Origin of the sequence: Massiliimalia timonensis (assembly GCF_900186585.1) — a bacterium.
Lineage (GTDB): Bacteria > Bacillota > Clostridia > Oscillospirales > Ruminococcaceae > Massiliimalia > Massiliimalia timonensis.
Map to the genome: position 1 here is coordinate 766,135 of NZ_FYDD01000003.1, position 25,590 is coordinate 791,724.

The 25,590-nt window shown below is 44.8% G+C and carries 25 protein-coding genes; 20 read left to right on the forward strand and 5 right to left on the reverse strand.

From position 1 onward, the window contains the following. Window positions 1-12 precede the first annotated feature (12 nt). Window positions 13-222, reverse strand: a complete 210-nt coding sequence (locus CIB36_RS05730) for a hypothetical protein (protein ID WP_093988572.1) — start codon at window positions 220-222, stop codon at window positions 13-15. A 53-nt stretch (window positions 223-275) separates the two neighbouring features. Next, the gene (locus tag CIB36_RS05735) at window positions 276-1,349 is read right to left on the reverse strand and encodes a hypothetical protein (protein WP_093988573.1); all 1,074 of its coding nucleotides are present in this window, start codon (window positions 1,347-1,349) and stop codon (window positions 276-278) included. 111 nt (window positions 1,350-1,460) lie between these two features. Between CIB36_RS05735 and CIB36_RS05740 the strand changes: the two genes are divergently transcribed. The 20 genes from CIB36_RS05740 to CIB36_RS05835 all read left to right on the forward strand — a co-directional run bounded on the left by CIB36_RS05740 (window position 1,461) and on the right by CIB36_RS05835 (window position 22,572). After that, a complete protein-coding gene (locus tag CIB36_RS05740; RefSeq protein WP_158662590.1) occupies window positions 1,461-1,721 on the forward strand; it encodes a YabP/YqfC family sporulation protein in 261 nt (86 codons plus the stop codon). An 11-nt stretch (window positions 1,722-1,732) separates the two neighbouring features. After that, window positions 1,733-2,920 carry a sporulation protein YqfD gene (locus CIB36_RS05745; protein ID WP_093988575.1) on the forward strand — a complete coding sequence of 396 codons (1,188 nt, stop codon included), beginning with the start codon at window positions 1,733-1,735 and terminating at the stop codon, window positions 2,918-2,920. A gap of 127 nt (window positions 2,921-3,047) precedes the next feature. Further along, window positions 3,048-4,007, forward strand: a complete 960-nt coding sequence (locus CIB36_RS05750) for a PhoH family protein (RefSeq protein ID WP_093988576.1) — start codon at window positions 3,048-3,050, stop codon at window positions 4,005-4,007. 37 nt (window positions 4,008-4,044) lie between these two features. Further along, window positions 4,045-4,548 (forward strand): rRNA maturation RNase YbeY, encoded by a 504-nt coding sequence (gene ybeY, locus CIB36_RS05755; protein WP_093988577.1) that lies wholly within the window; start codon window positions 4,045-4,047, stop codon window positions 4,546-4,548. Continuing rightward, window positions 4,529-5,047 carry a diacylglycerol kinase family protein gene (locus CIB36_RS05760; RefSeq protein WP_093988578.1) on the forward strand — a complete coding sequence of 173 codons (519 nt, stop codon included), beginning with the start codon at window positions 4,529-4,531 and terminating at the stop codon, window positions 5,045-5,047. Before ybeY ends, CIB36_RS05760 begins: the two co-directional genes overlap by 20 nt. A 20-nt stretch (window positions 5,048-5,067) precedes the next feature. After that, on the forward strand, window positions 5,068-5,967 hold the full coding sequence (gene era / locus CIB36_RS05765; RefSeq protein ID WP_229408201.1) for a GTPase Era: 900 nt from the start codon (window positions 5,068-5,070) through the stop codon (window positions 5,965-5,967). Window positions 5,968-6,181: 214 nt separating this feature from the next. Beyond that, window positions 6,182-6,937, forward strand: coding sequence for a DNA repair protein RecO (recO, locus tag CIB36_RS05770; RefSeq protein WP_158662591.1), 756 nt, complete (start codon window positions 6,182-6,184; stop codon window positions 6,935-6,937). A 13-nt stretch (window positions 6,938-6,950) separates the two neighbouring features. Next, window positions 6,951-9,332 carry an endonuclease MutS2 gene (locus tag CIB36_RS05775; RefSeq protein ID WP_093988581.1) on the forward strand — a complete coding sequence of 794 codons (2,382 nt, stop codon included), beginning with the start codon at window positions 6,951-6,953 and terminating at the stop codon, window positions 9,330-9,332. Between the two features lie 54 nt (window positions 9,333-9,386). Then, the gene (locus CIB36_RS05780) at window positions 9,387-9,680 is read left to right on the forward strand and encodes a YlmC/YmxH family sporulation protein (RefSeq protein ID WP_093988582.1); all 294 of its coding nucleotides are present in this window, start codon (window positions 9,387-9,389) and stop codon (window positions 9,678-9,680) included. A 108-nt stretch (window positions 9,681-9,788) separates the two neighbouring features. Next, window positions 9,789-11,042 (forward strand): S24/S26 family peptidase, encoded by a 1,254-nt coding sequence (locus CIB36_RS05785; RefSeq protein ID WP_093988583.1) that lies wholly within the window; start codon window positions 9,789-9,791, stop codon window positions 11,040-11,042. Window positions 11,043-11,105: 63 nt separating this feature from the next. Continuing rightward, window positions 11,106-12,242, forward strand: coding sequence for a glycoside hydrolase family 10 protein (locus tag CIB36_RS05790; RefSeq protein WP_093988584.1), 1,137 nt, complete (start codon window positions 11,106-11,108; stop codon window positions 12,240-12,242). 75 nt (window positions 12,243-12,317) lie between these two features. Beyond that, entirely contained in the window at window positions 12,318-12,503 is a 186-nt protein-coding gene (locus tag CIB36_RS05795) for a spore coat protein (RefSeq protein ID WP_093988585.1), read from the forward strand. A gap of 13 nt (window positions 12,504-12,516) precedes the next feature. Beyond that, the gene (locus CIB36_RS05800) at window positions 12,517-12,792 is read left to right on the forward strand and encodes a spore coat protein (RefSeq protein WP_093988586.1); all 276 of its coding nucleotides are present in this window, start codon (window positions 12,517-12,519) and stop codon (window positions 12,790-12,792) included. Window positions 12,793-13,007: 215 nt separating this feature from the next. Further along, window positions 13,008-15,008, forward strand: coding sequence for an NAD-dependent DNA ligase LigA (gene ligA / locus CIB36_RS05805; RefSeq protein WP_093988587.1), 2,001 nt, complete (start codon window positions 13,008-13,010; stop codon window positions 15,006-15,008). Further along, window positions 15,001-15,267 carry an Asp-tRNA(Asn)/Glu-tRNA(Gln) amidotransferase subunit GatC gene (gatC, locus tag CIB36_RS05810; RefSeq protein ID WP_093988588.1) on the forward strand — a complete coding sequence of 89 codons (267 nt, stop codon included), beginning with the start codon at window positions 15,001-15,003 and terminating at the stop codon, window positions 15,265-15,267. Before ligA ends, gatC begins: the two co-directional genes overlap by 8 nt. A gap of 21 nt (window positions 15,268-15,288) precedes the next feature. Beyond that, window positions 15,289-16,749 carry an Asp-tRNA(Asn)/Glu-tRNA(Gln) amidotransferase subunit GatA gene (gatA, locus tag CIB36_RS05815; protein ID WP_093988589.1) on the forward strand — a complete coding sequence of 487 codons (1,461 nt, stop codon included), beginning with the start codon at window positions 15,289-15,291 and terminating at the stop codon, window positions 16,747-16,749. A 20-nt stretch (window positions 16,750-16,769) separates the two neighbouring features. Further along, on the forward strand, window positions 16,770-18,206 hold the full coding sequence (gatB, locus tag CIB36_RS05820) for an Asp-tRNA(Asn)/Glu-tRNA(Gln) amidotransferase subunit GatB (RefSeq protein WP_093988590.1): 1,437 nt from the start codon (window positions 16,770-16,772) through the stop codon (window positions 18,204-18,206). Between the two features lie 205 nt (window positions 18,207-18,411). Beyond that, the gene (locus CIB36_RS05825) at window positions 18,412-19,386 is read left to right on the forward strand and encodes a tyrosine recombinase XerC (RefSeq protein ID WP_229408202.1); all 975 of its coding nucleotides are present in this window, start codon (window positions 18,412-18,414) and stop codon (window positions 19,384-19,386) included. 181 nt (window positions 19,387-19,567) lie between these two features. Further along, complete coding sequence (gene adhE / locus CIB36_RS05830; protein WP_093988591.1) at window positions 19,568-22,189, forward strand: bifunctional acetaldehyde-CoA/alcohol dehydrogenase; 2,622 nt, start codon at window positions 19,568-19,570, stop codon at window positions 22,187-22,189. A gap of 119 nt (window positions 22,190-22,308) precedes the next feature. Next, window positions 22,309-22,572 carry a chorismate mutase gene (locus CIB36_RS05835; protein WP_093988592.1) on the forward strand — a complete coding sequence of 88 codons (264 nt, stop codon included), beginning with the start codon at window positions 22,309-22,311 and terminating at the stop codon, window positions 22,570-22,572. Window positions 22,573-22,829: 257 nt separating this feature from the next. On the opposite strand, the gene CIB36_RS05840 is transcribed toward CIB36_RS05835, so the two are convergent. Genes CIB36_RS05840 through CIB36_RS05850 form a run of 3 tightly spaced genes read right to left on the reverse strand, consistent with a single transcriptional unit; the run spans window position 22,830 to window position 25,554 of the window. Then, window positions 22,830-23,312 carry a GNAT family N-acetyltransferase gene (locus CIB36_RS05840; RefSeq protein WP_093988593.1) on the reverse strand — a complete coding sequence of 161 codons (483 nt, stop codon included), beginning with the start codon at window positions 23,310-23,312 and terminating at the stop codon, window positions 22,830-22,832. Between the two features lie 16 nt (window positions 23,313-23,328). After that, complete coding sequence (gene trpS, locus CIB36_RS05845) at window positions 23,329-24,336, reverse strand: tryptophan--tRNA ligase (RefSeq protein ID WP_093988594.1); 1,008 nt, start codon at window positions 24,334-24,336, stop codon at window positions 23,329-23,331. A gap of 24 nt (window positions 24,337-24,360) precedes the next feature. Beyond that, entirely contained in the window at window positions 24,361-25,554 is a 1,194-nt protein-coding gene (locus CIB36_RS05850; RefSeq protein ID WP_093988595.1) for an aminotransferase-like domain-containing protein, read from the reverse strand. Window positions 25,555-25,590 lie beyond the last annotated feature (36 nt).

Here is a 25,590-nt window from a genome sequence, read left to right on the forward strand (position 1 = left end):
GGCAGATTATTCCTACAAGGAAAAATCCTCTGGATCATAATTGGGGAGCGCCTGGTTTCGCCGTGGGACCCGCTTTAGCGGCGCATACTGATAATGCCGGCAGGAGAAGTACGGCGCTACGATCCCTCGTTTTTGACAGAATACCATCTGGTCATCATGGGAAGGGACGCTGAACTCGCAGTAGCAGCAGCAAGGGTCTATTTTATTTCCAAACAATTTCATAGTGCAAAATCCTTCTTTTTTATTTCTCTTATTATAATCAAAGTACAGAAAAATTACAAGCCATGTTTTTTGACAGATTTGGGAACCGATAGAAAAAGCAGAACACCAGCCGTTACGATCATTGAAACGGAGGCGGCTGGGGATACGGTAAACCATTTTGCTTCAAACGCTCCCTGGGAAGTTCCGAAGCAGGAAAGGCTCTGCGGAAACAGAAGTATTCCAAGATAGGTAATCCCAACGCTAAGGAACGTATATGGGATACGCCACAGCAGCCATTTAATGATAGAAATTCCAGTGCCGGAAATCAGGGCTGTGATTTGCAGAAAAACGCATACCCCGCCGAAAGAGGTAAAAAGGGAAGCTGCAAGGATACTGGAATAGGCGGAAAGTTCACTCAAGTTTTGACAACCCGCAGTGACCTCCAACAGTCCCTTCAACCAAATAGAAAGCGTTCCATAGCTGGATAACAGGCGGTCTAATATTGGAAACGCGGCACAGAATACCACCACGAAGCTGCAAATGATCCCCATGGTATGGGTCGCTTGATTCACCGAAGAAACAAAGACCGCGGAGGAGGAAAGCTTCGGCGCGGAAAGAGATACCGATTTTTCTATTTTGCAAGGGTGTCGCAGGCCGGTAAATACAGCGATCAGCAGCGCTGACAATATCTGGGACAGATAAATCAGAAAACCGGGACCAATGTTTCCCCAAAGCCGCACGGAAAGATAGGACATTAAAAAAGCAGGGCTGCAGTTGACGCAGAAATTAAGTAAATATCGACCGGTCTGAGGAGTGATGTTTCCTTGCTTTATTTGATCTGCGACCAGCTTGGCGCCAATGGGATACCCGCCCAGCATACTGAGTAGAAAAATGGTAAACAGGGAATCGTCCAGATGGAGCACCTTCCGTGACAAAAAGCGGAAAGGCCTTGCCAGCACTTGGCACAGGCGGCTGTTCATGATCAGATTGGACAATATCATAAAAAAGTAAAGAGAGGGGATCAGGGAGTTCAAACACAGGTGAATCCCTTGAGAGATCCCCTGCGTCAGATCGGCAGAAAGGAGGATACAGGCGATCAAACAACAGGCGGTAACTCCAAATAACAGGCTTGGCAGGATACGCTTCATAATAAAGCCCCTTTCAGAAGATCAGTTTAAGTTATGTATATGCGCTTTCGATTTATAATATAAATACACTGATTAGGAAAAAATTATATACCTGAATGGAGGCTGGAGGATGTGAAAGAAAAACTGCCAAAGATCCAGTTGCCCCGAGAAAATAATCTGGCGATCTACACACCGCGGATCATTCTACAAAGGAACCGCCAGGCGATCGTGGAGGGTTGTGAAAGAATTTTGATATATGATGAAAATATGATTCGCCTACAGGCCAAGAAACAGGAAATCTGCTTTTATGGGTCCGGGCTATCGCTGCAATCTTTTCAGGCAAAAAGCATGATCATTGCCGGTACGATCGACAAGATAGAATATTTCGGGTAGGAGGGATAAATTTGTATCTTTCATTGATTCGCCGCCTGAAAGGCTTTGTGGATTTTCAGATGTCGGGAACAGGCATCGAAGAAACTTTGAATCAAACCGTCAGTCAGGGGTTTAAAATTTGGCGGCTTATCCCAAAGGGGAATGTATTCTGCGGCTGCATCTCCTCCGGGGAGTACCGCGGCTTTGCGGGAATCGCCAGAAAAAATGGAACAAAGGTACGCGTTGTCAAAAAATATGGCGCACCCTTTTATTGGGTCCGCTTGAAAAGGCGGAAAGGGATTTTGGTTGGAGCAGGTCTGTGCTGCTTTTTGCTGCTGCTTTCCCAAAATTTTCTCTGGTCGATCGAGATCCATGATTATGGGGAAAAGGATCGGGCGTTCCTGACGGAGGTCATGGAGGATTACGGTATCCATGTTGGGGCTTATCTTCCGGGTTTGGATTGCAGGTTATTACAGCAGCAGATCCTAATGGAAATAGAGGATATTTCGTGGATGGCGCTAAACCGCAAGGGTACTGTTTTAGAGGTAGAGGTATCAGAAAAGGTGATCCCGCCGGAGATCAAGGAATCTTCTCCCTGCAACATCATAGCGAAAAGGGACGGGCAGGTGGTCCATATAGAGGTTTACGGAGGCAAGGGGATGGTGGAAGAAAAAGAAGCTGTTTCCAAAGGGGATCTATTGGTCAGCGGGATTACAGAAAATGACGTTGGGATCGTCCGGCAGATCCATGCGGATGCCAAAGTCATGGCGCAGACGCACCGAAAGCATACGATCACATTTGATCTGCATCAGGAGGAAAAGATATTCCTCGATCAAGGGGACACCCGTTATGCCATTGAGATTCTTGGCGTTACGATACCGCTGTATGTTGACTTCTCGCTTCCGTTTCCTTCTCAGGTAAAAACAGAGGAGACCCCGGTTTCTGTTTTGGGAAATACCTACCCGGTCAGCCTGGTGAAAGAACAGCATCAGTTTTACCAAACCAAACAAATAGAATATACAAAGGCGGAGGGAGAGGCGCTGATACAAAAGGCATTTCAGGTCTATGAGCAGGAACAGATGAAAGAAATCGCCATTCTTTCTTTTGAGGAAAAAATTTCTGAAAAGGATGGAAAATTGTCTATTACCAGGGAATACTTATGTGAAGAAGATATTGCGGCAAAAATGCAACTATCTATTAACGAAACGCCGAAAAACTGACATATTTTTGTATAATATGTGTGATTCCATACTGTTACAAAATATGTTATAATAATAACGGTAATTTGCAGGTCGTTGCCGAATGTTTTTCAGGGGAAAGAAACGATAAAAAAGGAGCGAATTATTTTTGGCTGAGAAGGTAATCCACATTGAAAATACAGAACACATTTACAGCCTGTTCGGTGACTTTGATGAGAATTTAAAAACATTACAGAAATATTATCATGTAAATATCGTCAACCGTGGAAGTGATTTAAAATTAAGCGGGGAAGAGGCTGATCTGGAAAAAGTTTCTACTGTGATCGATGGATTGCTGATGATGCTGGAAAAGGGTGAAACAATCAATGAGCAGAATATCCGGTATGTGATGAATGTGGCGGAAGAGGAGCATTCGCTGGCGCCGATCCAGGCATTGACTTCCAGCGACTGTATTTGCCTGACCACCTCCGGCAAGCCGGTAAAGCCCAAAACAGTCGGTCAAAAAAGGTATGTGGAAGCGATCCGGGATAATACGGTCGTTTTTGGCGTAGGCCCTGCCGGTACCGGGAAAACTTATCTTGCCGTAGCCATGGCAGTACGCGCGTTTAAAGCACAGGAGGTAAACCGGATCATTTTGACCCGTCCTGCGGTAGAAGCAGGGGAAAGCCTTGGCTTTTTGCCGGGAGATCTTCAAACGAAGGTAGACCCGTATCTGCGTCCACTGTATGACGCCTTGTTTGAAATGCTGGGGGAAGAAAGCTTTAACCGGCAGTTGGAAAAAGGGACCATTGAGGTGGCTCCGCTTGCTTATATGCGCGGACGCAGCTTAAACGACTCCTTTATCATTCTGGATGAAGCGCAGAATACCACTGTAGAACAGATGAAAATGTTTTTGACTCGTCTTGGGTTTAATTCCAAAGCTGTTATAACAGGGGATATTACGCAGATCGATTTACCGGGAAATAAACGTTCGGGGCTGATCGAGGTGCTGAAAATATTAAAGCATGTCGATGACATTGCGATCCTGCGGTTTAATGAGAAGGATGTTGTCCGAAGCAAGATCGTACAGGACATTATCCGGGCTTATGAAAAATATTATAATAAATAATGATAATTGATGGATAGGAAAGGTAGACGCAAAAGAGATGGGAAAGGTAAAGGTACTGATTAAAAACGAGCAAAAAGATGTGAAAATTCCAACTGGGATCAGATTATTGATCCGCCGTTGCTGTAACGCCGCACTGCTGGAAGAAGGGATCGACCGGGAAGCGGAGGTCAGTGTCACCTTTGTGAACAATGAGGAGATCCGGGCGCTGAACGCTAAATACCGCAATATCGACCGTGAAACAGACGTATTGTCTTTTCCGCAGTTTGAAGCGGAGGAATTTCACGGGGAACATAAAGACGATATTTATATGATCGGGGATATTGTGATCTCGGTAGAAAAGGCGTTTGAGCAGGCAAACCTCTATGGCCACAGCATCCAGCGTGAGATCGGCTTTTTAACGGTCCATTCCATGTTCCACCTGTTGGGCTATGATCATGAAGAAGGCGGACTGAGAGCCGTCCAAATGCGGGAAAAGGAAGAAAGTGTTTTAACTCAGCTGGGTATCCCGCGGGGTTCCAGCTATGTACTGGAAAATGAGTAATCGATATATTGACGATGTTTACAATTTAGCAAAAAGCTTTTCTTACGCTTTTCGCGGGTTTCGTTTTGCGGTCGACAATGAAAGGAACATGCGGATTCATCTAACGATGACAATTTTAGTGATCGAATTCGCTGTTTTATATCAGGTAAAGGCGTATGAATATATGATCTTATGCCTTTTATTTGGTCTGGTGCTTACAGCCGAGATGATCAATACCGCAATCGAAGCTTTAGTCAATTTAAATACCTCTGGATATGACACGCTTGCCCGCATCGCAAAGGATGTTGCGGCAGGCGCTGTTTTGGTGTTAGCGGTCACTTCGGCTGTGGTCGGGGTGTTGATTTTCGGGAATCTGGAAAAACTACAGGCATGCGGGAGCTATCTGTTAGAGCATCCTGTGCTCATTCTTTTGGCAGTGGCGGAGCTGGTAATAGCATGGCTGTTTATTTTCCGTTGGAACAGCCGGCGCGCGGTTCGCAGGAAACACCGTGACAAATAAAGGATAAGGAAATTATTATGATGAAGACATACAGCGGCTTTATTGCGATCGTTGGAAAACCAAATGTGGGGAAATCCTCCCTGTTAAATGAAGTGTTGGGGGAAAAGCTTGCGATCGTGACCCACAAGCCCCAAACGACCCGTACCAAGATTACCGGGGTTTTGACTCGTGGATCAAAACAATATGTGTTTATTGATACGCCGGGGCTTCATAAGGCGCAGAACCGACTGGGTGACAACATGGTGAAAGCGGTAAACACCACCTTAAATGACATTGACGTTGTTTTACTGGTAGTTGAACCGCAGGGACCGATCAACCGTTCGGAGCACGATTTGATCGAAACCATAAAAAAAAGAAAATTGCCGGCAATTTTGGTAATCAATAAAATTGATCTATTAGATAAAAAAGAACGTTTGGCAGAACGTATCGCCCAGTTTACCGCTCTGCACAGCTTTGACGCGGTGGTTCCGGTGAGCGTGTTAAACCATGACGGGATGGAGCTCGTGATGCAGGAGGTTGACCGCTATTTAACAGAAAGCGTTCACTTTTTCCCGGATGACAGCCTGACCGACCAGCCGGAACGGGTCATTGTAGCGGAACGGATCCGGGAAAAAATTTTATTGAACATGCGCCAGGAGATCCCGCACGGGACTGCGATCGTGATCGAAAAAATGCAGGAGCGGGACGATAAAGATATCCTGGACATTGACGCTGTTATTTACTGTGAACGTTCCACACACAAAGGGATGCTGATCGGAAAAGGCGGCAGCGTATTAAAAAAGATCGCCAGCGAGGCAAGGGAAGACATTCAAAGTTTTTTTGGCATTCAGGTCAACCTGCAATGCTGGGTAAAAGTAAAAGAAGACTGGCGGAATAAAGATGGGCTGATCAATAACTTTGGTTTATCCTTCCGGGAATAATTGGTTGTAAGAGTTTCCATTTATAATTTGCCTGTCCTCCTGTCATACTAGTAGTATCGAATGGAACAGGGAGGCATACAGGTTATGGAAGAGTCTTTACAGAATTTTCAGGGATCCAATGCCGAATCCGCTTGGGAACGGTTTGAACATAGCGGCAGTGTGGCCGATTATTTGTCTTATCGGCAGACTGTCATACTTGGGGAGAATCCGATTCATGCTACTCAAAACACAGGGGCTGGTTCTCAAACAGCGCAATATCGGGGAAAATGACCGGATCTTGGTTTTATTGACCAAGGATTATGGCATTATGGAGGTTTCGGCCCGTGGGGTAAAACGAATGAAAAGCCCCTTGGCTGGAGGTTGCCAGCTATTATCCTATTCCGAGTTTTGTATTTTTCAAGGGAAAAAATATGACACGGTAAACAGCGCAGAGGTGATCCATTCTTTTTATAACATTCGTTTGGATGTGGCAAAGCTTTCTTTGGCAACTTATTTTTGCGATCTCACGAACTATCTTTCTCCACAGAAGGATAGTTCGTGGGTTTCCTTGCGTTTTCTTTTAAATACGTTAGCTCTGCTGGAAGATGATAAGCGTGAGATGGAATTGCTGAAATGCATTTTTGAGCTAAAGATGCTGTCCTTTTCGGGATTTATGCCCAATCTGGTATGCTGTGCGGATTGTCAGGCATACGAAACAGATCCTATGTATTTTTTACCGATCGAGGCAAAGCTGATCTGTGCCGATTGTATAGAAAAGTATAAAAACAGCGGTCTTTTAAAATATACGCTGACCCCGCCTGTACTTTATGCGATGCGCCATATCATTTATGCGGAGGATGCTAAGCTGTTCCAGTTCAATTTAAAGGGCGATTCTTTAAAGCAACTGGAATTTATTACAGAAAATTATGTATTGATCCAAACGGAGCAACGCTTCAAGGCGCTGGATGTATACCGACAGACAAAAGACTAATCGAGGAGATACTATGATTATTAGTGAAAAATATTGTAAAGCTTTAGAGCTTGACAAAATATTGCAGGAGCTGGCAGAGTACACTTGCTGCGATTATGCCCGTTCCCGGGCGCTCGCGATCCGTCCGTTCACCAATTTGCGGATCGTACAGGACGAGGTGGAGAAAACAAACGACGCATTTTTGCTTTCCTCCAAATTTGGAACCCCGTCTTTTGCAAACTTAAAAGATCCCGCTGATTCTCTGAAGCTGGGAGAGGCAGGAGGGATGATGAGCCTGCCTGCGTTTATCAATATCGCGGAGATTTTACGGCAGACCCGGCTTTTGTGTGAATGGATCCGGCAATGTCAGAATATGCCGAACCGTCTTTCGGATATTTTTTCCTATCTGGAACCGAATAAGACTTTGGAAGACAGGATCCGTGCGGTAGTTGTTTCTGACGACCGGATCGACGACTTTGCCAGCGTAGAGCTGGCTGATATCCGCCGCAAGATCACGTCAACGCAGGCCAAAGCAAAACAGAATATTGAAAAGATCATCCGGTCTTCCAAATATCAAAAAGCCTTGCAGGAAAACCTGGTAACGATACGGGACGGCCGCTTTGTAATTCCGGTCAAAGCGGAATACAAGGCGGAAATTCCCGGTTTGGTACATGATACCTCTTCCAGCGGGGCGACCCTGTTTGTGGAGCCAATGGCGGTGGTAGAAGCGAATAATGAGATCCGCGTTCTGGAACTGAAAGAAAAGGCGGAGATCGAGCGGATTCTATATGAGCTGTCTGCCATGTGCGCAGAGCATAAAGAAAATATCCTCAGTAATTTTGATGTGGTTATCACGCTGAACCTTTATTTTGCAAAATCCCATCTGGCGGCAAAGATGAACGCTATGATGCCACAGATCGTCAATTCCGGGGAAATCGTTCTGAAAAAGGCGCGGCATCCGTTGATCGCTAAAGAGGAAGTCGTTCCAGTCAATGTAGAGCTTGGGAGTAAGTATCATACTTTGGTGGTTACCGGTCCAAACACTGGCGGCAAGACCGTTACCCTGAAAACAGTAGGGCTTTTGACCCTGATGACCATGTGCGGCTTACTGATCCCGGTCAGCGATGAAAGCGTGGTATCGGTGTTCCGGAAAGTTTTGGTGGATATTGGCGACGAGCAGAGCATTGAACAGAGCTTGTCTACCTTTTCCGCGCATATGACAAATATCGTGTCGATTTTAAAGGAAGCTGACGAACATACACTGACACTGGTGGATGAACTTGGGTCGGGAACGGATCCGGTCGAGGGGGCGGCACTTGCTATTTCGGTATTAGAGGAGCTGCGCGCAAAGGGTAGCGTTACGGCTGCTACAACCCATTATCCAGAACTGAAGGTATATGCCATTGAAACAGAAGACGTGGAAAACGCCTGTTGCGAATTTGATGTTAAGACCCTGCGGCCTACCTACCGGCTTTTGATTGGTGTGCCTGGACGTTCCAACGCATTTGCCATTTCCCGGCGGCTTGGGCTTTCTGAACAGGTGCTGCAAAAGGCACAAGCGCTGATCTCCCATCAGGATAAGCAGTTGGAAACTGTCATTGACCGGTTGGAAAATTCCCGGCAGGAGTTTGAGGAAAAATATCAGGAATACAATCAAAAGGTTTATGAATACCGCAACCGCACCCAGTTGGTGGAAGAAGAAAAACAAAAGCTGGAAAAACAGAAAGAACAGGTTTTGGAAAGCGCCAGAGAACAGGCGCGCAAGATCGTGGAAACGGTCAAGCTGCAATCTCAGAATCTGATGGACGAACTGGATGAACTGCGGCGGCAGAAAGATCAGGCCGATTTTTCCAAAAAAGCTGCGCAGGCAAAGTCACAGCTAAAAGGCCAGCTTGACCGCCTGCACAATCAGGCAAATCCTGTAAGCACCCGTACAAATGAAGGATATATCCTGCCGCGTCCGTTAAAGCGGGGAGATGACGTTTTGATCGTGGATCTGGATAAACGGGCAACCGTTCTGGAGGAAGCAGACAGATCCGGCAATATTATGGTGCAGGCGGGGATTATGAAAATTCGTGTAAAGGTAGATAACTTGCGTCTGCTGAAAAAGGAAAACCCGTATAAACCGACTGGGCGGACTATGCGCAGTGTAGCAAAGGCGGCCCAGCGCAGCGCTTCTACCGAAATTGATCTGCGCGGCCAGACCGTGGAAGAAGCTTTGATGGAAGTGGATTTTTTTATCGACCGTTCTATCATGAATCATCTGGAGCAGATCACCATCATTCACGGCAAGGGTACCGGAGCGCTTCGCAGTGCGATCCACAGCCATTTAAAGAAACACAAGAGCATCAAATCGTTCCGGCTGGGAACCTTTGGCGAAGGGGAAGCCGGCGTTACCATCGTACAATTAAAGTAACTGGCATAATCCTCCGACACCTTGCATATCTTTTGATATGTGAGGTGTTTTGTCATGTTGTCCCGTTTTGCTGATTTAAAAAATAAGGAGATCATCTGCACCAAGGACGGTTTGCGCGTAGGATATGTTGATGACGTTGCCTTTGATATGGACACCTATGAAATCACCCATTTGATTGCATACGGGCGGTACCGTTTTTTTGGATTGCTGGGCAGGGGGGAAGACATCCGGATCTCCTGCAAGCAGGTGCAGGTGATCGGGGAAGATATCATTTTAGTAGATGATTATGAACAATCCGGGAAAAGAAAAACTGCAAAAGAACATTTTTTGCATAAATTTTTTGAGTAATATGGCTAAAATACTGGAATTCTCTTGACTTTTCCGGGAAAAGAACGGATAATATACTATATATTTTATCTTTCGCTTTTCAGAATTTGATCAGGAGGTTCCAATTATATGTCGTCCAAGCATACTGCAACCCGTATTTTTAAATTCTTATTTATCCTTTTTTTGGTAATATCTGTGATTACTTCATTGATTTATCTGCCTGTGTTTTCTAGCGTTTCCAAAGCTGCAAAAACAGATTCTGTTCCAACACTGTTTGGAAAACAGTATGTTCCTATGATGAAAGAGAATACTTTCGACAGTATTTCAGCAGGAAGTATCGTAATCATTGAGGAAGCCTATCCCGTTAATATCCAAGAAGGGGATGTGATCTTATACCGTACCCCGGCAAATGATACCAGTAACGAGGTATATCCTGGTTTCAGCTTAGCGACTGTACAGATGATCGAAACAGCAGAAGACGATTCCGGTGAAATTATATTCCATACTATTTCGGGCAACACAACTCCGGAAACTGCGGAGGATTTAACTTCGATTCAAAGTACAGATATGTACGGGGAAGCGACCATGGCTTTAAACGGTATGGGAAATGCTTTTCAGTTTGTGAATTCTACTACCGGCCTGATTGTTTTAGAGGTGCTTCCATTATCTTTATTTGTTATTTTCTTGGTGCTGTTTTTGGTATTCCGTCTGAAAATACAGGATCAAGACGAGGAATATGAATATTATGATGACGCAGAAGAGGATTTGGCGTCTGAATCTGAAAACGAATCCTCCAAGCTGCCATTAGCTGATACAGATATTCGCAGCCACACAGTTTCTTCACAAAATGCTGGATTTATGGTTCCGGATATCCCGCAGGAGGAAAAACATGCTGATACCTCCGCTTTTGAGCTTGACGATATTCAGGCGCCAGAAGAGCATACATCAGAAGATGTTGCGGCTTTAGGAATTGCCGCGGCAAGTAAATTAGCTGTAAAAACAGAGCCGGAGGAAGAAGAAATGTCTTTTGAAGACTTATTGAAAGAAACCGGGTTGGAAAACCTGGAAGAAGAACCGAAAACGGAAGAAGGCAGCGACCATACTATGGAATTTGACCTTGCAAAATTACAGGAGCAGATTTTAAATGACGGAAACGCGGAAAGCAATGAAATCTTGAATGATTTGGATAAACAGATTTCGGAACTAAAAGAACCGGAAGACAGCATCATGTTCCTGTTGCATGAAAATTCTATTGATGTGAATTTTAGAAATTTGATCTCGGCAGATATTGAAATTGAAAACCATTCTGATGGAAGCGGTTTTACGGTAAAAACACCGAAATACAATGCAAGCATTACGATTAATATTTCTAAAAACAAATAATTGTGATTTATTTTGAGCAGTCAAACGACTGCTCAAAAGTTTTTTTAGGAGAAAAATCATTTTATGAAACAAAAAAGTTTTTTCTGTCGAATTTTATCTGGGATTAGTTTGCTGCTTTTGTTGACCGCCTGTACTCCCTCCGGGCAGCAGACATCCCTAACTTCCGAAGAAGAGGAATTTCCGGTCTCCGAATTTCCTGCTGCGAATCTTTCGATCCCGGCCCTGCCTGTGGAAGAGGAGGGAAAGATAAAAGGGGTATGGGTTTCCTATTTAGAGTTTGACCATATGCTGAAAGGCAGATCGGAAAAAAAATACCGGGCCAATATTCAGGATATGGTCAAGAACTGTAAAGAACAAGAGCTCAATACCTTGATCGTACAGGTACGGTCCCACGGAGATGCATATTATCCATCGCAATATTATCCGTGGTCTGTCCATGTGACTGGATCGCCACAGAAAGGCTGTTCATTCGACCCCTTAAAAATTTTGATAGAGGAGGCCCAAAAAGAAGATCTATCAGTTCATGCGTGGATCAACCCGTACCGCTTGATGCAAGAGGAAGAAATGGAACTAGTTTCCAAGGATTATAAGATTCGGGAGTGGTATCAAAATGATTCGTATATGGAAAAGGGGACTGATGGATACTGGTATTTGAATGCCGGGAACGATGAGGTACAGGAACTAATTGTCAATGGGATACAGGAGCTGATTACAAATTATGATCTGGATGGGATACAGATCGACGATTATTTCTATGATAAGGTGAAGCCCAAGGCCTTTGGGGAAAGCGATAAAGAAGGCCGGGAAAATGTTACCCAGATGGTGAAAAAGATTTACCAGTGCGTCAAAAATCAGGACGCCGAATTATTGTTTGGCATCAGCCCGGCTGGGAATTTCCGGGAGTCTCCGGTATCGGATTCTACACAGCTGACGGATCTAAGCCTGTGGTGCACCGAGGAAGGATACCTTGATTATGTTGCGCCGCAGATTTACTGGGATTTTGAAGACCCGGAAGCCCCTTTTTTAGAGGTCTTGGAAAAATGGGAAAATCTGGTGAAGGATTCCCCAGTCAAGCTGTACGTCGGGCTTGCAGCCTATAAATTTTCGGAATCCGAGATCTTGGAGGAAGAAATGAAAACTGTGCTGGAACGGGAGGTTCCACAGGGATATTTTCTATTCCGGTATGATAATCTTGTATAGGCATGTTTAACCTACCCTTTTACTGGCAACAATATGATAAGAATCTTGTTTACGCAAAGGGAAGGAAGTGGTCAAATGCCTACGCTGACACAACGGGAAATGTTCTGGGTCGAAAACCAGTTAAAATTTGAACAGGCAATGGTGAAGAAATACAAGTTTTGTTATCAGTTATGCTCTGATCCGCAGCTTAAGATCAAATGCGAGGAGATTGCCGCCAAGCATATCGATCATTATACAAAGCTGCTGGACATGATCCGGTAAAGGAGAAAATTTTATGGGACAGGAAAAACGAAAGATAGATCAGGATGTGCTAGCCGACCTTTTATGCACAGAACGCTGCCTGACAAATTTGTATAATGATGCAGTAAATGAAAGCAGCGGAAATATGGCTCAGCAACAAATGTTAAATTTATTGATGAACCAACATGATATTTATGCAAGCGTTTATGCAGAGCTTTCTAAACGTGGTTGGATCAAAGATGAGCCGGCTGATTACGAAAAAATAAAACAATTAAAACAGACTTACATGGAACAGCTGGATTCTTTGTAATGTCTTAACCTGCCGCAGGCTTTTGGATGTCTGCGGTATTTTTCTTTCCCCGGAAAGATACCATTTTAGAGGAATTTATGGTATAATAGAGGTTAAACAGGGTCGTTTGACGTTCTCAAAAAAGCTGTCAGAACGCGTTTTTATCCCGGTAGGTTTGCGGGAGAGAATAAGTTCAAAAGGATCATAGTTTCAAGTAAAGGATGAGAAGTAAATTCATGGAACAAGCGATAAAAGATAGGGCGCAAAAATTGAAAGATACTTTAAACGAGTATGCGCGCTTATATTATGTTTATGATAACCCGGCAGTCAGCGATTATGATTATGATATGATGATGAATGAGCTGAAAAGGCTGGAGAATGAATATCCTGAGCTGATTACCCCGGATTCCCCAACGCAAAGGGTGGGAGGAGAAGCGCTTAACCTATTTGAAAAAGTGACTCATACCGTGCAGATGGGCAGTTTACAGGATGTATTTAGCCTGGAGGAGATCCGCGAGTTTGACGAAAGAGTACAAAAAACGATTTCTTCTCCGGAATATGTGGTCGAGGCAAAAATAGACGGGCTTTCCGTTTCTTTAGAATATACCGATGGGATCTTCACACGAGGCTCTACCCGGGGGGATGGCTTTGTGGGAGAAGATGTGACCCAAAACCTGAAAACGATCGGTTCGATTCCGCTGAAGCTTTCCCAGCCGGTCCCATTTTTAGAGGTCCGCGGAGAGGTATATATGCCCCGGAAAACGTTTTTAGAATTGGTAGAACAGCAGGAACTAAATGAGGAAGTGCCGTTTAAAAATCCCAGAAATGCGGCGGCGGGTTCTTTGCGGCAAAAAGACCCTAAGGTTGCGGCCAAACGAAAACTGGATATTTTTGTATTTAACATCCAGCAGATCGAAGGCAAAACGCTGGAAACGCATAGCGAAAGTTTAGACTTTTTAAAGGAACTGGGCTTTAAGGTCTCCCCATGGTATCACACTTTTTCTAAAATCGAAGATGTGCTGGATGATATTGAAAAAATCGGGGAAGCGCGTGGAAGCTTTTCCTTTGATACGGACGGGGCTGTTGTAAAGGTGAACAGCTTGCAGGATCGCGAACTGCTGGGAGCAACCGCAAAATACCCCAAGTGGGCGGTAGCCTTTAAGTATCCGCCAGAAGAGAAAGAAACTACCCTGCAGGAGATAGAGATCAGCGTTGGGCGGACCGGGGTGCTGACCCCAACAGCTATTTTTGAACCGATCTTATTAGCCGGGACCTCGGTAAGCCGGGCCGTGCTCCATAATCAGGATTATATTACAGAAAAGGACATCCGTTTAGGCGACCAGATCATAGTGCGAAAAGCTGGGGAGATCATTCCTGAGGTAGTACGCTCTGTTTCCCATCAGGCGGATAGTATGCCGTATTTTATCCCTGATGTTTGTCCCTCCTGTGGAGAACAAGCGGTGAGGCTGGAAGACGAGGCGGCGCTGCGGTGCGTGAATCCATTCTGTCCTGCGACCATGCTGAAAAATCTGATCCATTTTGCTTCCAGGGATGCTATGAATATCGACGGGTTAGGGCCTGCGATCTTAAAGATGTTGGTTGAGAAGGATTTCGTTCACGATGAAGCGGATCTATATTTTTTGAACCGAGAAGACTTAATTGATCTGGAACGAATGGGAGAAAAATCGGTAGACAATCTGTTTCAGGCGATCGAAAATTCAAAAAACAATGATTTGTCGCTCTTGATATTTGCGCTGGGGATCCGCAATGTAGGGAAAAAAGGGGCGGAGCTTTTGTGCGAAGCTTATCCGACGATTGACCGGATCATGGAGGCGAGTTGTGAGGAGATTACAGAAATCGACGGGATCGGGCAGGTCATGGCAGAAAATATCACGGAATATTTCAGCCGTGAAAGATCAAAGGAACTGATCGCCCGGCTGCGGGAGGCTGGGGTCAACATGACTCATGAATCCAAGATCAGCGGAAATTTATTGAGCAATCTGACATTTGTGATCACCGGCACCTTAAATGGCTTTACAAGAAATGAAGCAAAGGATATAATAGAAAAGAATGGTGGAAAGGTATCTGGCAGTGTGTCTAAAAAGACAAACTATCTTCTGGCTGGGGAAGCCGGGGGCAGTAAGCTGAAAAAGGCAGAGGACTTAGGTGTTCCGATTTTGTCAGAAACAGACTTTCTCAAGATGATAAATCAAACGGAGGGTGAAAACCATGATTGATATCAAGCATATTGCAAAGCTTTCCCGCCTTTGTGTGACAGAGCAGGAAGAGGAAAAATTTGCAAAAGAAATGGAAAACATCGTTGCAATGATCCAGGATCTTCCTCAGTTGGATGATACCGGCGCTTTGATGGACCCAAATCAGCCTATGATCCTTCGGGAAGACACGGCCCAGCAGCATTTTAAACGGGATGCGTTGCTGCAAAATGCTCCGCAGACAAAAGCCGGCTGCGTCGTTGTGCCAAAAGTGGTAGATTAGAGAAAGGGAGTTTCAGGACGGATGGAAATGTATCAATATACGGCGGCGGAATTGTCGTCCATGCTGAAAAAGAAAGAATGCAGCGCGGTAGAGGTAACAGAATCGGTACTGGGCCGGATCCACGCTGTTGACGATAAAGTCGGCGCTTTTATTACAGTTACCGAAGAACTTGCTTTGCAGAAAGCAAAGCAAGTAGATGAGAAAAGGGTGGCTGGAGAAGCTTTACATGATCTGGCTGGGATCCCGATCGCTGTGAAAGATAATATCTGCACGAAAGGCGTTGGAACGACCTGTGCTTCTAAAATGCTGGAAAATTTTGTTCCGCCTTACTCCGCAACAGTGATCGAAAAGCTAGAGCGTTGTGATTATGTTCCGGTAGGGAAGGTGAACATGGATGAATTTGCCATGGGCTCTTCTACCGAAACCTCCTATTTTAAAAAGACAAGAAACCCCAATGATCTGGACCGGGTGCCGGGAGGTTCTTCTGGCGGGAGCGCAGCGTGCGTCAGCGCAGGGGAGGTTCCGCTTTCTTTGGGTTCAGATACAGGGGGATCTATCCGGCTTCCAGCTTCTTACTGCGGCGTCGTTGGGTTGAAACCGACCTATAGTTCTGTTTCCCGTTATGGGTTAGTGGCGTTCGCGTCCTCTTTGGATCAGATCGGCCCGCTGGGAAGAAGTGTAGCTGATGTAGCGATGCTTTACTCTGCAATTTGTGGCAGGGACAACCATGACGCAACTTCAGCAGTACGGGAATATCCTGATTTTGCCGCAAGCTTACAGGCAGACCTAAAAGGGAAAGTGATCGGCCTTCCGAAAGAATACTTCGGGCATGGCGTTTCTGACAAAGTAAAAGACGCCATCATGAAAATGGCTCATGACTTAGAACAGCAGGGGGCTGTACTGAAAGAAGTTACCCTGCCCAGTACGGACTATGCGCTGAATGCTTATTATATCATCTCTTCCGCAGAAGCGTCCTCTAATCTGGCGCGTTTTGACGGGGTAAAATACGGGTTTCGCGCAAAGGATTATAACGGTTTGGTAGACCTCTACGAAAAAACCAGAAGCGAAGGGTTTGGCGACGAGGTAAAACGCCGGATCATGCTAGGAACTTTTGTGTTAAGCAGCGGCTATTATGACGCTTATTATAAAAGAGCGAAACTGCTCCAGCAGAAGATCACCGCAGAATTTCATAATGCGTTTGAAGCCTGCGACGTTCTTTTAACACCGACCGCCCCTGATACTGCCTTTAAAATCGGGGAAAACATCGGTGATCCTCTCAAGATGTACGCAACTGATATTTGTACCGTTACGGTCAATATTGCCGGTTTGCCTGCTTTAAGCGTCCCTTGCGGATACGACGGTGCTTTGCCGATCGGCTGCCAGCTTATCGGGGCAAAATTCAGCGAACAGAACCTGTTAAACACAGCGTTTGCTTATGAGCAGTCTGTCGGCGGGTTCAACCGGATTCCACAGATCAGATAGAGTAGAGGAGATTGCAACATATGGAATATGAAATTGTAGTTGGCTTGGAAGTCCATGCAGAGCTGAATACGAAATCTAAGATTTACTGCGAATGCCACAACGCGTTCGGCTTAGAAGTGAATACACAATGCTGCCCGATCTGTATGGGTATGCCAGGCACTTTGCCAACTTTAAATGAACAGGTCGTAGAGAAAGCGATCAAAATGGGACACGCCCTGCACTGCGACATCAACCGGATTTGCAAACAGGATCGGAAGAATTACTTTTATCCCGACCTTCCCAAGGCGTATCAGATCTCCCAGTTTGATGTCCCACTGTGCGAGCACGGATATGTGGAAGTAATGGTAGAAGGGAAAGTTAAAAAATTTGGCGTTACCCGGATCCATATTGAAGAAGACGCAGGGAAGCTGCTGCACGGTGGGGAAAGCTTTGAGGGTTCTTTGGTGGACTTTAACCGCTGCGGCGTTCCGCTGATCGAGATCGTGTCGGAACCGGATTTCAGGAGTTCGGCAGATGCAAAGGCTTATTTGGAAGCACTGCGCTCGATTTTATTGTATCTGGATATTTCCGACGGTAAGATGCAGGAGGGTTCTATTCGTTGTGACGTGAACGTTTCTGTTCGCCCAAAGGGAAGCGATACTTTTGGCACTAGGGTAGAGATGAAGAATGTCAATACCTTCAGCGGTGCTGTCCGTGCCATTGATTATGAAGCGGCCCGCCAGATCGAAGTATTGGAAAACGGGGGAACGATCGAACAGGAAACACGGCGCTGGGACGATGCCAAAGGTGTGAATATCCTGCTTCGAAGCAAGGAAGACGCTCACGACTACCGTTATTTCCCGGAACCAGACCTTCCGACTATCGTTGTTCCGCAGGAAAAGGTAGATGAACTGAAAGCTTCTATTACCGAACTGCCGAACTTGAAAGTGATCCGCTATGTGAAAGAATGGGGGATTTCCCAGACTGATGCGGAAACGATCATTGATAATATGGAAAAATCCGAATGGCTGGAAGCCATGATGAAGACTGGAAATTGTACTGCCAAGGCTGCCGCAAATTGGATTTTGGGGGATATTTCTAAGTACATGAATGAAACCGGAAAGTCGTTGGTAGAAACCAAACTGACCCCGGAAAAAATGGCGGAGCTGATCAGCTATATTGAAAAAGGGAAAATTTCTAATGCCGCGGCAAAACAGGTATTTGAAATTCTGTTGACAGAGGACCGCAATCCGATGGATGTTGTCAAGGAAAAAGGACTCATTCAGATTTCCGATGAAGGCGCTTTGGAAAAAGTTGTAGCTGATGTCTTGGCGAACAATGAAAAATCAGTTGCAGACTATAAAAATGGAAAAACAAACGCATTGGGTTATCTGACTGGACAATGTATGAAAGCCACCAAGGGACAGGGCAACCCGCAGAAGCTGAAAGAATTGCTGTTAGCTGCGTTGGAAGCTTAATTTGATAAAAAGCTGGTGATTTTACCAGCTTTTTTATTTTGACTTTTTTCGGGAAGCGTGGTATACTAAAAATAGTATAAATGTCGTTAAATAAAAATTTAACGACATTAAGGGGATTTGAATTTTCAATATCCCAATTTATGCCTTTTTTATTGACAACCGCAGCAAATTGCGGTATGGTTACTTTGTAAGGAGTTTATTAGCGATGTATGATTCATGCCCTTCCGTCATGCGGGATTTTTTATTTTATATGGAAACGATCAAAGGCCGTTCACCCAGAACAGTTCAGGGCTATTACACGGATCTGTGCACCTTTTTTCGTTTTATGAAGCTACACAGGCATTTATCTGCCCCGGAACTGGAGTTTTCCAAAATCTCGATTGATGATATTGATATTTCCTTTATCAGGACGATCACCTTATCTGATGTTTATGAATTTTTGCATTATGTGTCCTCTGACCGGCAAAATCAGGCCAAAACTAGAGCCCGCAAGGTTTCCTGTATCCGGGTGTTTTTTAAATATCTGACTGTAAATTTAAAGCTGCTCCCAGAAAACCCGGTGGAAAACCTAGAGATCCCCAGCATCAAAAAATCGCTGCCCAAATACCTTACCTTAGAGCATTGCTATGAATTACTGAATGCCATTGATGGTAAGGAAAAAGCCCGGGATTATTGTATGATCACCCTCTTCCTAAACTGTGGGATGCGGCTGAGTGAATTAGTGGGGATCAATCTTCCGGATATTCGGGATAATACCCTTCTGCTGCGCGGAAAAGGAAATAAAGAACGGATCGTTTACTTAAATGAGGCCTGCCAAACGGCAATTCAGGAATACATAAAAGAACGAAACCAGCACTTGGCCTCTGTCAAACCAACGGACAAGCAGGCTTTGTTTCTTTCCAGCCGCGGAACCCGTTTGTGTCCCCGTCAGGTAGAACGGATCGTTGAAAAATACCTGAAGCTTTCCGGACTTTCCGGGATGGGATATTCGCCGCATAAGCTGAGACACACGGCCGCTACCATGATGTATCAGCATGGACATGTCGATGTGCGTGTGCTGCAAGAAATTTTAGGGCATACTAATTTAGGTACCACGCAGATCTATACCCATGTTTCTAATGAACAAATTAAGGAAGCAACCGACCAAAACCCATTGGCAAAGGTAAAAAGCAAGAAATAATTGTTATTTTTAACAAAAAACCAATCTTTTAATCATTAACTTTGTATATTAACTTTGATAAAAAAATATCAATTTTCCTTGACTTTTCTTCCCTAGTTTATTATAATGTAGTTGTTAAGAAATTAACAACTTATTTTAATAAGCCCATACAATTTAAACAATATAAATTGGAGGTTTTTTTATGGCTGAAAAGAAAGAAGCAGTAAAAAAAGAAACTGCAAAAACCACACAACCGGATGTCAATGCAATCATTGACGACCATGTAGCAAAAGCACAGGTTGCTTTGCATGAGTTCATGAGTTTTAACCAGGAACAGGTTGACCACATCGTTCACGAAATGGCTTTGGCTGCTCTGGACAAACACATGAAACTTGCAAAACTTGCAGTCGAAGAAACCAAACGTGGTATCTACGAAGACAAGATCATCAAAAACCTGTATGCTTCCGAGTACATCTGGCATGCAATCAAAAACATGAAAACCGTTGGTATTATCAATGATAATGAATTGGAAGGCTACATTGAGATTGCAGAACCGATCGGTGTTATCTGCGGTGTTACTCCGGTTACAAACCCAACTTCCACTACGATCTTTAAATCTTTGAGCGCGATCAAATCCAGAAACCCGATTATTTTCGGCTTCCACCCTGCTGCTCAGCAGTGCTGTGTTGCCACTGCAAAACTGCTCTTAGATGCAGCTGTAAAAGCAGGCGCTCCAGAAAACTGCATCCAGTGGGTCGAATACCCTTCCATTGAAGCAACTAATGCTTTGATGAATCACCCGGGTGTTGCTATGATCCTTGCAACTGGTGGCCCTGGCATGGTTAAAGCGGCTTACAGCGCTGGTAAACCGGCTTTGGGCGTAGGACCTGGTAACGTTCCTGCTTATATCAATAAATCCTCTGATATGCCTGCAGCCTGTAATGACATTATGCTGTCTAAAACTTTTGACAACGGTATGATCTGTGCTTCGGAACAAGCTGCTATCGTTGATAAAGAAGTTGCTCCGGAATTTGAAAAGTTGATGGCTGAAAACGGCTGCTACTTTGTAAAGGAAAAAGAAATTCCTTTGCTGTCTGAATTCTGTTTCCCGGCTGAGAAAGGTCATGCTTTAAATGGCGCGATCGTTGGGCAGTCTCCTTATTGGATCGCGAAAAACGCTGGTTTCTCCGTTCCGGAAGACACCAAGATCCTGATCGCGAAAATCCCGGGCGTCGGCGAAGAATACCCGCTGTCCAAAGAAAAGCTCTCCCCTGTTCTGGCTTACATCGTTGTTGACGGAGAAGAAGAAGGCTTTGAAAAATGTAAAGAAATGCTGATTCTTGGTGGGATGGGGCACTCTGCTTCTATCCATACTTCTGACAACGACATGGTTACCAGATTTGGTGAAGCAATGCAGGTTGGCCGTGTTATTGTGAATTCTCCTTCCTCTCAGGGTGGTATCGGTGATATTTATAATACCAACATGCCGTCTTTGACACTGGGCTGCGGTTCTTTCGGACACAACTCTACGACCCAGAACGTTTCTTCCAGCAACCTAGTAAATATCAAACGTGTCGCTAAAAGGAGAACGAATATGCAGTGGTTTAAAGTTCCGCCGAAAATCTATTTTGAGGACGATTCCATCCAGTACCTTGAAAAAATGCCGGATATCAGCCGTGCATTCATCGTTACTGACCCGATGATGGTAAAACTCGGAAATGTGGATAAGATTTTACACTACCTCAGAAAACGTCCGGATTACTGCCATTCTGAAATTTTTGATTCTGTGGAATCCGATCCGTCCGTTGAAACCATTATGCGCGGTGTTGCGGCTATGAACAACTTCCAGCCTGATGTTATCATCGCTTTGGGCGGCGGTTCTGCAATGGACGCTGCAAAGGGTATGTGGCTGTTCTACGAACATCCAGACACCTCTTTTGACGGCCTGAGAATGAAATTTATGGATATTCGGAAACGTGCGTTCCATTTCCCGAAACTGGGTACCAAGGCACAGATGGTTTGTATCCCAACCACTTCTGGTACAGGTTCTGAAGTTACTTCTTTCTCTGTTATCACAGATAAGAAAAACAACATCAAATACCCATTGGCTGACTACGAATTGACTCCAGATGTTGCGATCATCGACCCGCAGTTCGTTCAGACCCTTCCAAGAGGCTTGGTCGCTGACTGTGGTATGGACGTTCTGACCCATGCGATCGAAGCTTATGTATCTGTTCTGGCTTCTGACTACACAGATGGTTTAGCATTGCAGGCAATCAAACTGGTATTTGAAAACCTGAAAAAATCTTATGACGGCGACCTGAAAGCAAGAGAAAAAATGCACAATGCATCTTGTATGGCTGGTATGGCGTTCACCAATGCATTCTTGGGAATCAACCACTCTCTGGCTCATAAACTGGGCGGTGAATACCACATCCCGCACGGACGTGCAAACGCGATCCTGCTGCCATGGGTTATTGAATATAATGCACAGAAACCGACAAAATTTGCTACCTGGCCGAAATACGACCACTTCAAGGCTGATCAGCGTTATGCTGAAATCGCCCGTGTTGCTGGTATCCCTGCTCCGACTGTAGAGGAAGGTGTAAAGAACCTGATCGCGGCGATCCGTGAGTTGAACGATTACCTCAACATTCCGAAGAGCATTGCTGACTGCGGCGTTGATGAAAAAGTATTTATGGCTTCTGTTTACGAACTGTCCGAAAAGGCACATGAAGACCAGTGTACTCCTGCTAACCCAAGATACCCGCTGGTTACTGAATTAGAAGATATCTACAAGAAAGCTTTTTATGGCTTAAAATAACTTTCTTTTCAGTTTTGAAAAAGAGTAGGTTGAAAAATTCAACCTACTCTTTTTCGTTCTCCCCTTCCCCTTTCCTAATCTACAGATTTTTGCTATAATAGAAAAAAGGAGTGAGATCAATGAATTTAGAAGAATGCCGTACGCGGATAGATCAAATCGACGAAAAGATACTGGAATTATATTTGGAGCGAATGAACACTGTGATCGAGGTGGCAAAGTATAAAAAGGAGCAAAACCTGCCTGTATTGCATCCAAAACGGGAACAGGAAATTATTGTAAAGCAGAGGTCAAAAGCTCCAGAGGAGTTGAAACAGTACGTAGAAGCCTTGTACCAGACTTTAATGGAAACAAGCCGCGCTTACCAAAATGAATTATTAAAATGAAAGATAGAGTTTGAATTTGTGCTATCAAACCGGGATTATCAGAAGAAGAGTGTACTTCCGCATATGATATTTATATAAAAATGTTCGATCATAAATAATATCAATATCAGTTTGTGCGGAGGGGTGAGGTATTTGCTACGGAATTTATTTTGTTAATGGAAAGGATAAAGCTAAACGATAGCATTTCTCTATGAAATGGGTTACATATGTCTATATGATAAAAAAGGCCTCCAAACTTGGAGGTCTTTTTTATCATGTTATAATGTCATATAAAACGGGATAATATCGCTGTAGCTTCCATCTCCCATCAAAAATCCGCCGGGTATCGTCCCTAAGCGCCGAAAACCGATCTTTTCATATAAATGGATCGCAGCCAAGTTACTGCTGACAACGGCATTAAACTGCATAATAAGGAATCCTTCCACCTTTGCCTGTGTCAGAGAATGACGGACTAATTGTTCACCGATCCTTTGCCCTCTCGCTTCGGATTTCACAGCATAAGAGGCGTTGGCGATATGCCCGCATCTGCCCACGTTATTGGGATGCAAAATATACAACCCCAGAATATTCTGTCCATCGTCAAGCAGAACGCCGGTAAAGGTTTGTTCTCCAAAAAAGAGTTCCGCTTCCTCGACAGAAGCAAGCGGATCCTTTTGAGGAAATGCCACTGCCTCCTCCACTACCTCGTTCCAGATCTCCATCATTTGGGGAAGGTCCTGTTTCTGAAAGCCTCGAATCATTACACCAACCCCCACGTTACTTCGCTAAAAATCCAACCTTGCGGTAAACCTTGCGCATAGTCTTTTCTGCAAGATAGGCTGCTTTTTGAGCTCCATCGTGATAGGTTTCTTCCAAATACGCTTTATCTTTGATCAGGCGGTCATAATTTTCACGAATTGGGCGGAGCGCTTCTGCTACCGCCTCCCCTACGGCTGTTTTGAAGTCCCCGTAGCCTTTACCTGAAAAATCACGTTCAATCGTTTCATAACTATCGCCGGTAATAGTGGAGTAAATAGACATCAAGTTATTGATCCCGTCTTTCCCCTCTGCATAACGGATCTCCATATCAGAGTCGGTAACGGCACGTTTAAACTTTTTAATGATCACTTCCGGAGCATCCAAAATCGTAATAAACGCATTCTGGTTTTCATCAGATTTGGACATTTTTTTGGTCGGTTCTGCCAAGGACATTACTTTGGCGCCGATCTCTGGAATATAGGGTTCCGGAATGGTAAATGTCTGGCCATAGTTATTGTTAAAGCGGTTTGCAATATCCCGGGTGATCTCCAGATGCTGTTTTTGGTCTACGCCGACCGGCACCAGGTTTGCTTGGTACAGCAAAATATCTGCCGCCATTAAGGCTGGATAAGTAAACAATCCGGCATTGATATTTTCCGGATGCTTGGCGCTTTTATCCTTAAATTGGGTCATTCTGGATAATTCCCCAAACTGGGTGTTACAGGCCAAAACCCAGTTTAGCTCTGCATGCTGGTGAACCTGGCTCTGAATAAAGGTCAGGCTTTTTTTCGGGTCAACGCCGCAGGCCAGAAGCACTGCAAAAGCGCTTAAGATCTGTTGGCGCAGCTTAACCGGGTCTTGGCGGACCGTTAAGGCGTGCATATCCGCGATCATATAAGCGCAGTCATATTCCTCCTGAAGCTTGACCCAGTTACGGATCGCGCCAATATAATTTCCCAGCGTAAACGTGCCAGTCGGCTGAATGCCGCTGAGGATGATCTGCTTTTTTTCCTGTGTATCTGCCATGATGAAGCCTCCTGTAGCTCTTATTTATGATAAAGATTCCAGCAATTCCCCTAAAATCTTCACGCCGCGCACAATGTCGTCATCACTGGGGGTGGAGAAATTCATGCGGAAAGACTGGGTATGGTAGCTTTCATTTGGCATAAAAGCAGTGCCCGGAACTACGGCTACTTTTTTCTGAACCGCCTGATTGCAGAAATCTACCATATCAATGTGATCCGGTAAGGTGCACCAGATAAACAGTCCGCCTTCCGGAACTTGATAAGTGATGTAAGGACGCATATATTTTTCAATGCAGTCTACCATAAGGTTACACTTATGCTGGTAGATCCCGCGCAGCTTTTGGATATGCTGCTGATAATCATTTTCTTCCAAAAACTGATTACAGATCATCTGTGCTAAGATATTTGTATGTACATCGCTGACCTGCTTGCAGACAACGATTTTTTGGATAACTTCCTTATGTGCGACAACATAGCCGACACGAAGCCCAGGCGCCAACACCTTAGAGAAAGAGCCGCAGTAAATGACCCGGCCTTCTGTATCCAAAGATTTGATGGATGGAACATCTTCCCCAGCAAACCTAAGGTCGCCATAAGGGTTGTCCTCCAGGATCATCACATCATATTTTTTCGCCAGCTCCAATACGGCCTTTCGTTTTTCCAAAGACATGGTGGAGCCTGCTGGATTTTGGAAATTCGGAATCAGATAGATCACCTTGGAATTAGGGTTCTGCTTTAATACCGATTCCAGCTCCTCTAAGTCAACACCATCTTCTTTGAGCGTGACCCCGACCAGATTTACCCCGTAAGATTTAAAGGAGTTCAAGCTTCCGATAAAGCTTGGATTTTCGCAGATCAGGGTATCACCGGCGTCGCAGAATACTTTACAGGATAATTCATTCCCCTGTTGGGCGCCGGACATGATGATAATATCGTCGATCCCCTCATGGAAAATAGTTTCTCCCCGGCCTAAAATAACCTTTTTAATGGATTCACGCAGCGGGCCATAGCCTTCTGTAATGCTATATTGCAGTGCCGCGATCGGAGTTTTTGTTAAAATTTCTTCCGCGATGCGTTCGATCTCCTTGGTTGGAAACGCTTCTGATGCCGGATTTCCGCCGGCAAAAGAAACAACGGAAGGATCGGAAGTAAATTTTAAGATCTCCCGGATCGCAGATGCTTTTAAATTCCCCATTTTTTCTGAAAATTTGAAGTTCAAAGTGGACACTCTCCTCAACCGAATAATTCTACACTT

Excerpts from the sequence above, each read along its gene's own strand:
- CIB36_RS05730 (WP_093988572.1), bottom strand. The coding sequence starts at position 222 with ATGAAATTGTTTGGAAATAAAATAGACCCTTGCTGCTGCTACTGCGAG.
- CIB36_RS05735 (WP_093988573.1), bottom strand. The coding sequence starts at position 1,349 with ATGAAGCGTATCCTGCCAAGCCTGTTATTTGGAGTTACCGCCTGTTGT.
- ybeY (WP_093988577.1), top strand. The coding sequence starts at position 4,045 with ATGGGAAAGGTAAAGGTACTGATTAAAAACGAGCAAAAAGATGTGAAA.
- CIB36_RS05760 (WP_093988578.1), top strand. The coding sequence starts at position 4,529 with ATGTACTGGAAAATGAGTAATCGATATATTGACGATGTTTACAATTTA.
- era (WP_229408201.1), top strand. The coding sequence starts at position 5,068 with ATGAAGACATACAGCGGCTTTATTGCGATCGTTGGAAAACCAAATGTG.
- recO (WP_158662591.1), top strand. The coding sequence starts at position 6,182 with ATGCTACTCAAAACACAGGGGCTGGTTCTCAAACAGCGCAATATCGGG.
- CIB36_RS05775 (WP_093988581.1), top strand. The coding sequence starts at position 6,951 with ATGATTATTAGTGAAAAATATTGTAAAGCTTTAGAGCTTGACAAAATA.
- CIB36_RS05780 (WP_093988582.1), top strand. The coding sequence starts at position 9,387 with ATGTTGTCCCGTTTTGCTGATTTAAAAAATAAGGAGATCATCTGCACC.
- CIB36_RS05785 (WP_093988583.1), top strand. The coding sequence starts at position 9,789 with ATGTCGTCCAAGCATACTGCAACCCGTATTTTTAAATTCTTATTTATC.
- CIB36_RS05790 (WP_093988584.1), top strand. The coding sequence starts at position 11,106 with ATGAAACAAAAAAGTTTTTTCTGTCGAATTTTATCTGGGATTAGTTTG.
- CIB36_RS05795 (WP_093988585.1), top strand. The coding sequence starts at position 12,318 with ATGCCTACGCTGACACAACGGGAAATGTTCTGGGTCGAAAACCAGTTA.
- CIB36_RS05800 (WP_093988586.1), top strand. The coding sequence starts at position 12,517 with ATGGGACAGGAAAAACGAAAGATAGATCAGGATGTGCTAGCCGACCTT.
- ligA (WP_093988587.1), top strand. The coding sequence starts at position 13,008 with ATGGAACAAGCGATAAAAGATAGGGCGCAAAAATTGAAAGATACTTTA.
- gatC (WP_093988588.1), top strand. The coding sequence starts at position 15,001 with ATGATTGATATCAAGCATATTGCAAAGCTTTCCCGCCTTTGTGTGACA.
- gatA (WP_093988589.1), top strand. The coding sequence starts at position 15,289 with ATGGAAATGTATCAATATACGGCGGCGGAATTGTCGTCCATGCTGAAA.
- gatB (WP_093988590.1), top strand. The coding sequence starts at position 16,770 with ATGGAATATGAAATTGTAGTTGGCTTGGAAGTCCATGCAGAGCTGAAT.
- CIB36_RS05825 (WP_229408202.1), top strand. The coding sequence starts at position 18,412 with ATGTATGATTCATGCCCTTCCGTCATGCGGGATTTTTTATTTTATATG.
- adhE (WP_093988591.1), top strand. The coding sequence starts at position 19,568 with ATGGCTGAAAAGAAAGAAGCAGTAAAAAAAGAAACTGCAAAAACCACA.
- CIB36_RS05835 (WP_093988592.1), top strand. The coding sequence starts at position 22,309 with ATGAATTTAGAAGAATGCCGTACGCGGATAGATCAAATCGACGAAAAG.
- CIB36_RS05840 (WP_093988593.1), bottom strand. The coding sequence starts at position 23,312 with ATGATTCGAGGCTTTCAGAAACAGGACCTTCCCCAAATGATGGAGATC.
- trpS (WP_093988594.1), bottom strand. The coding sequence starts at position 24,336 with ATGGCAGATACACAGGAAAAAAAGCAGATCATCCTCAGCGGCATTCAG.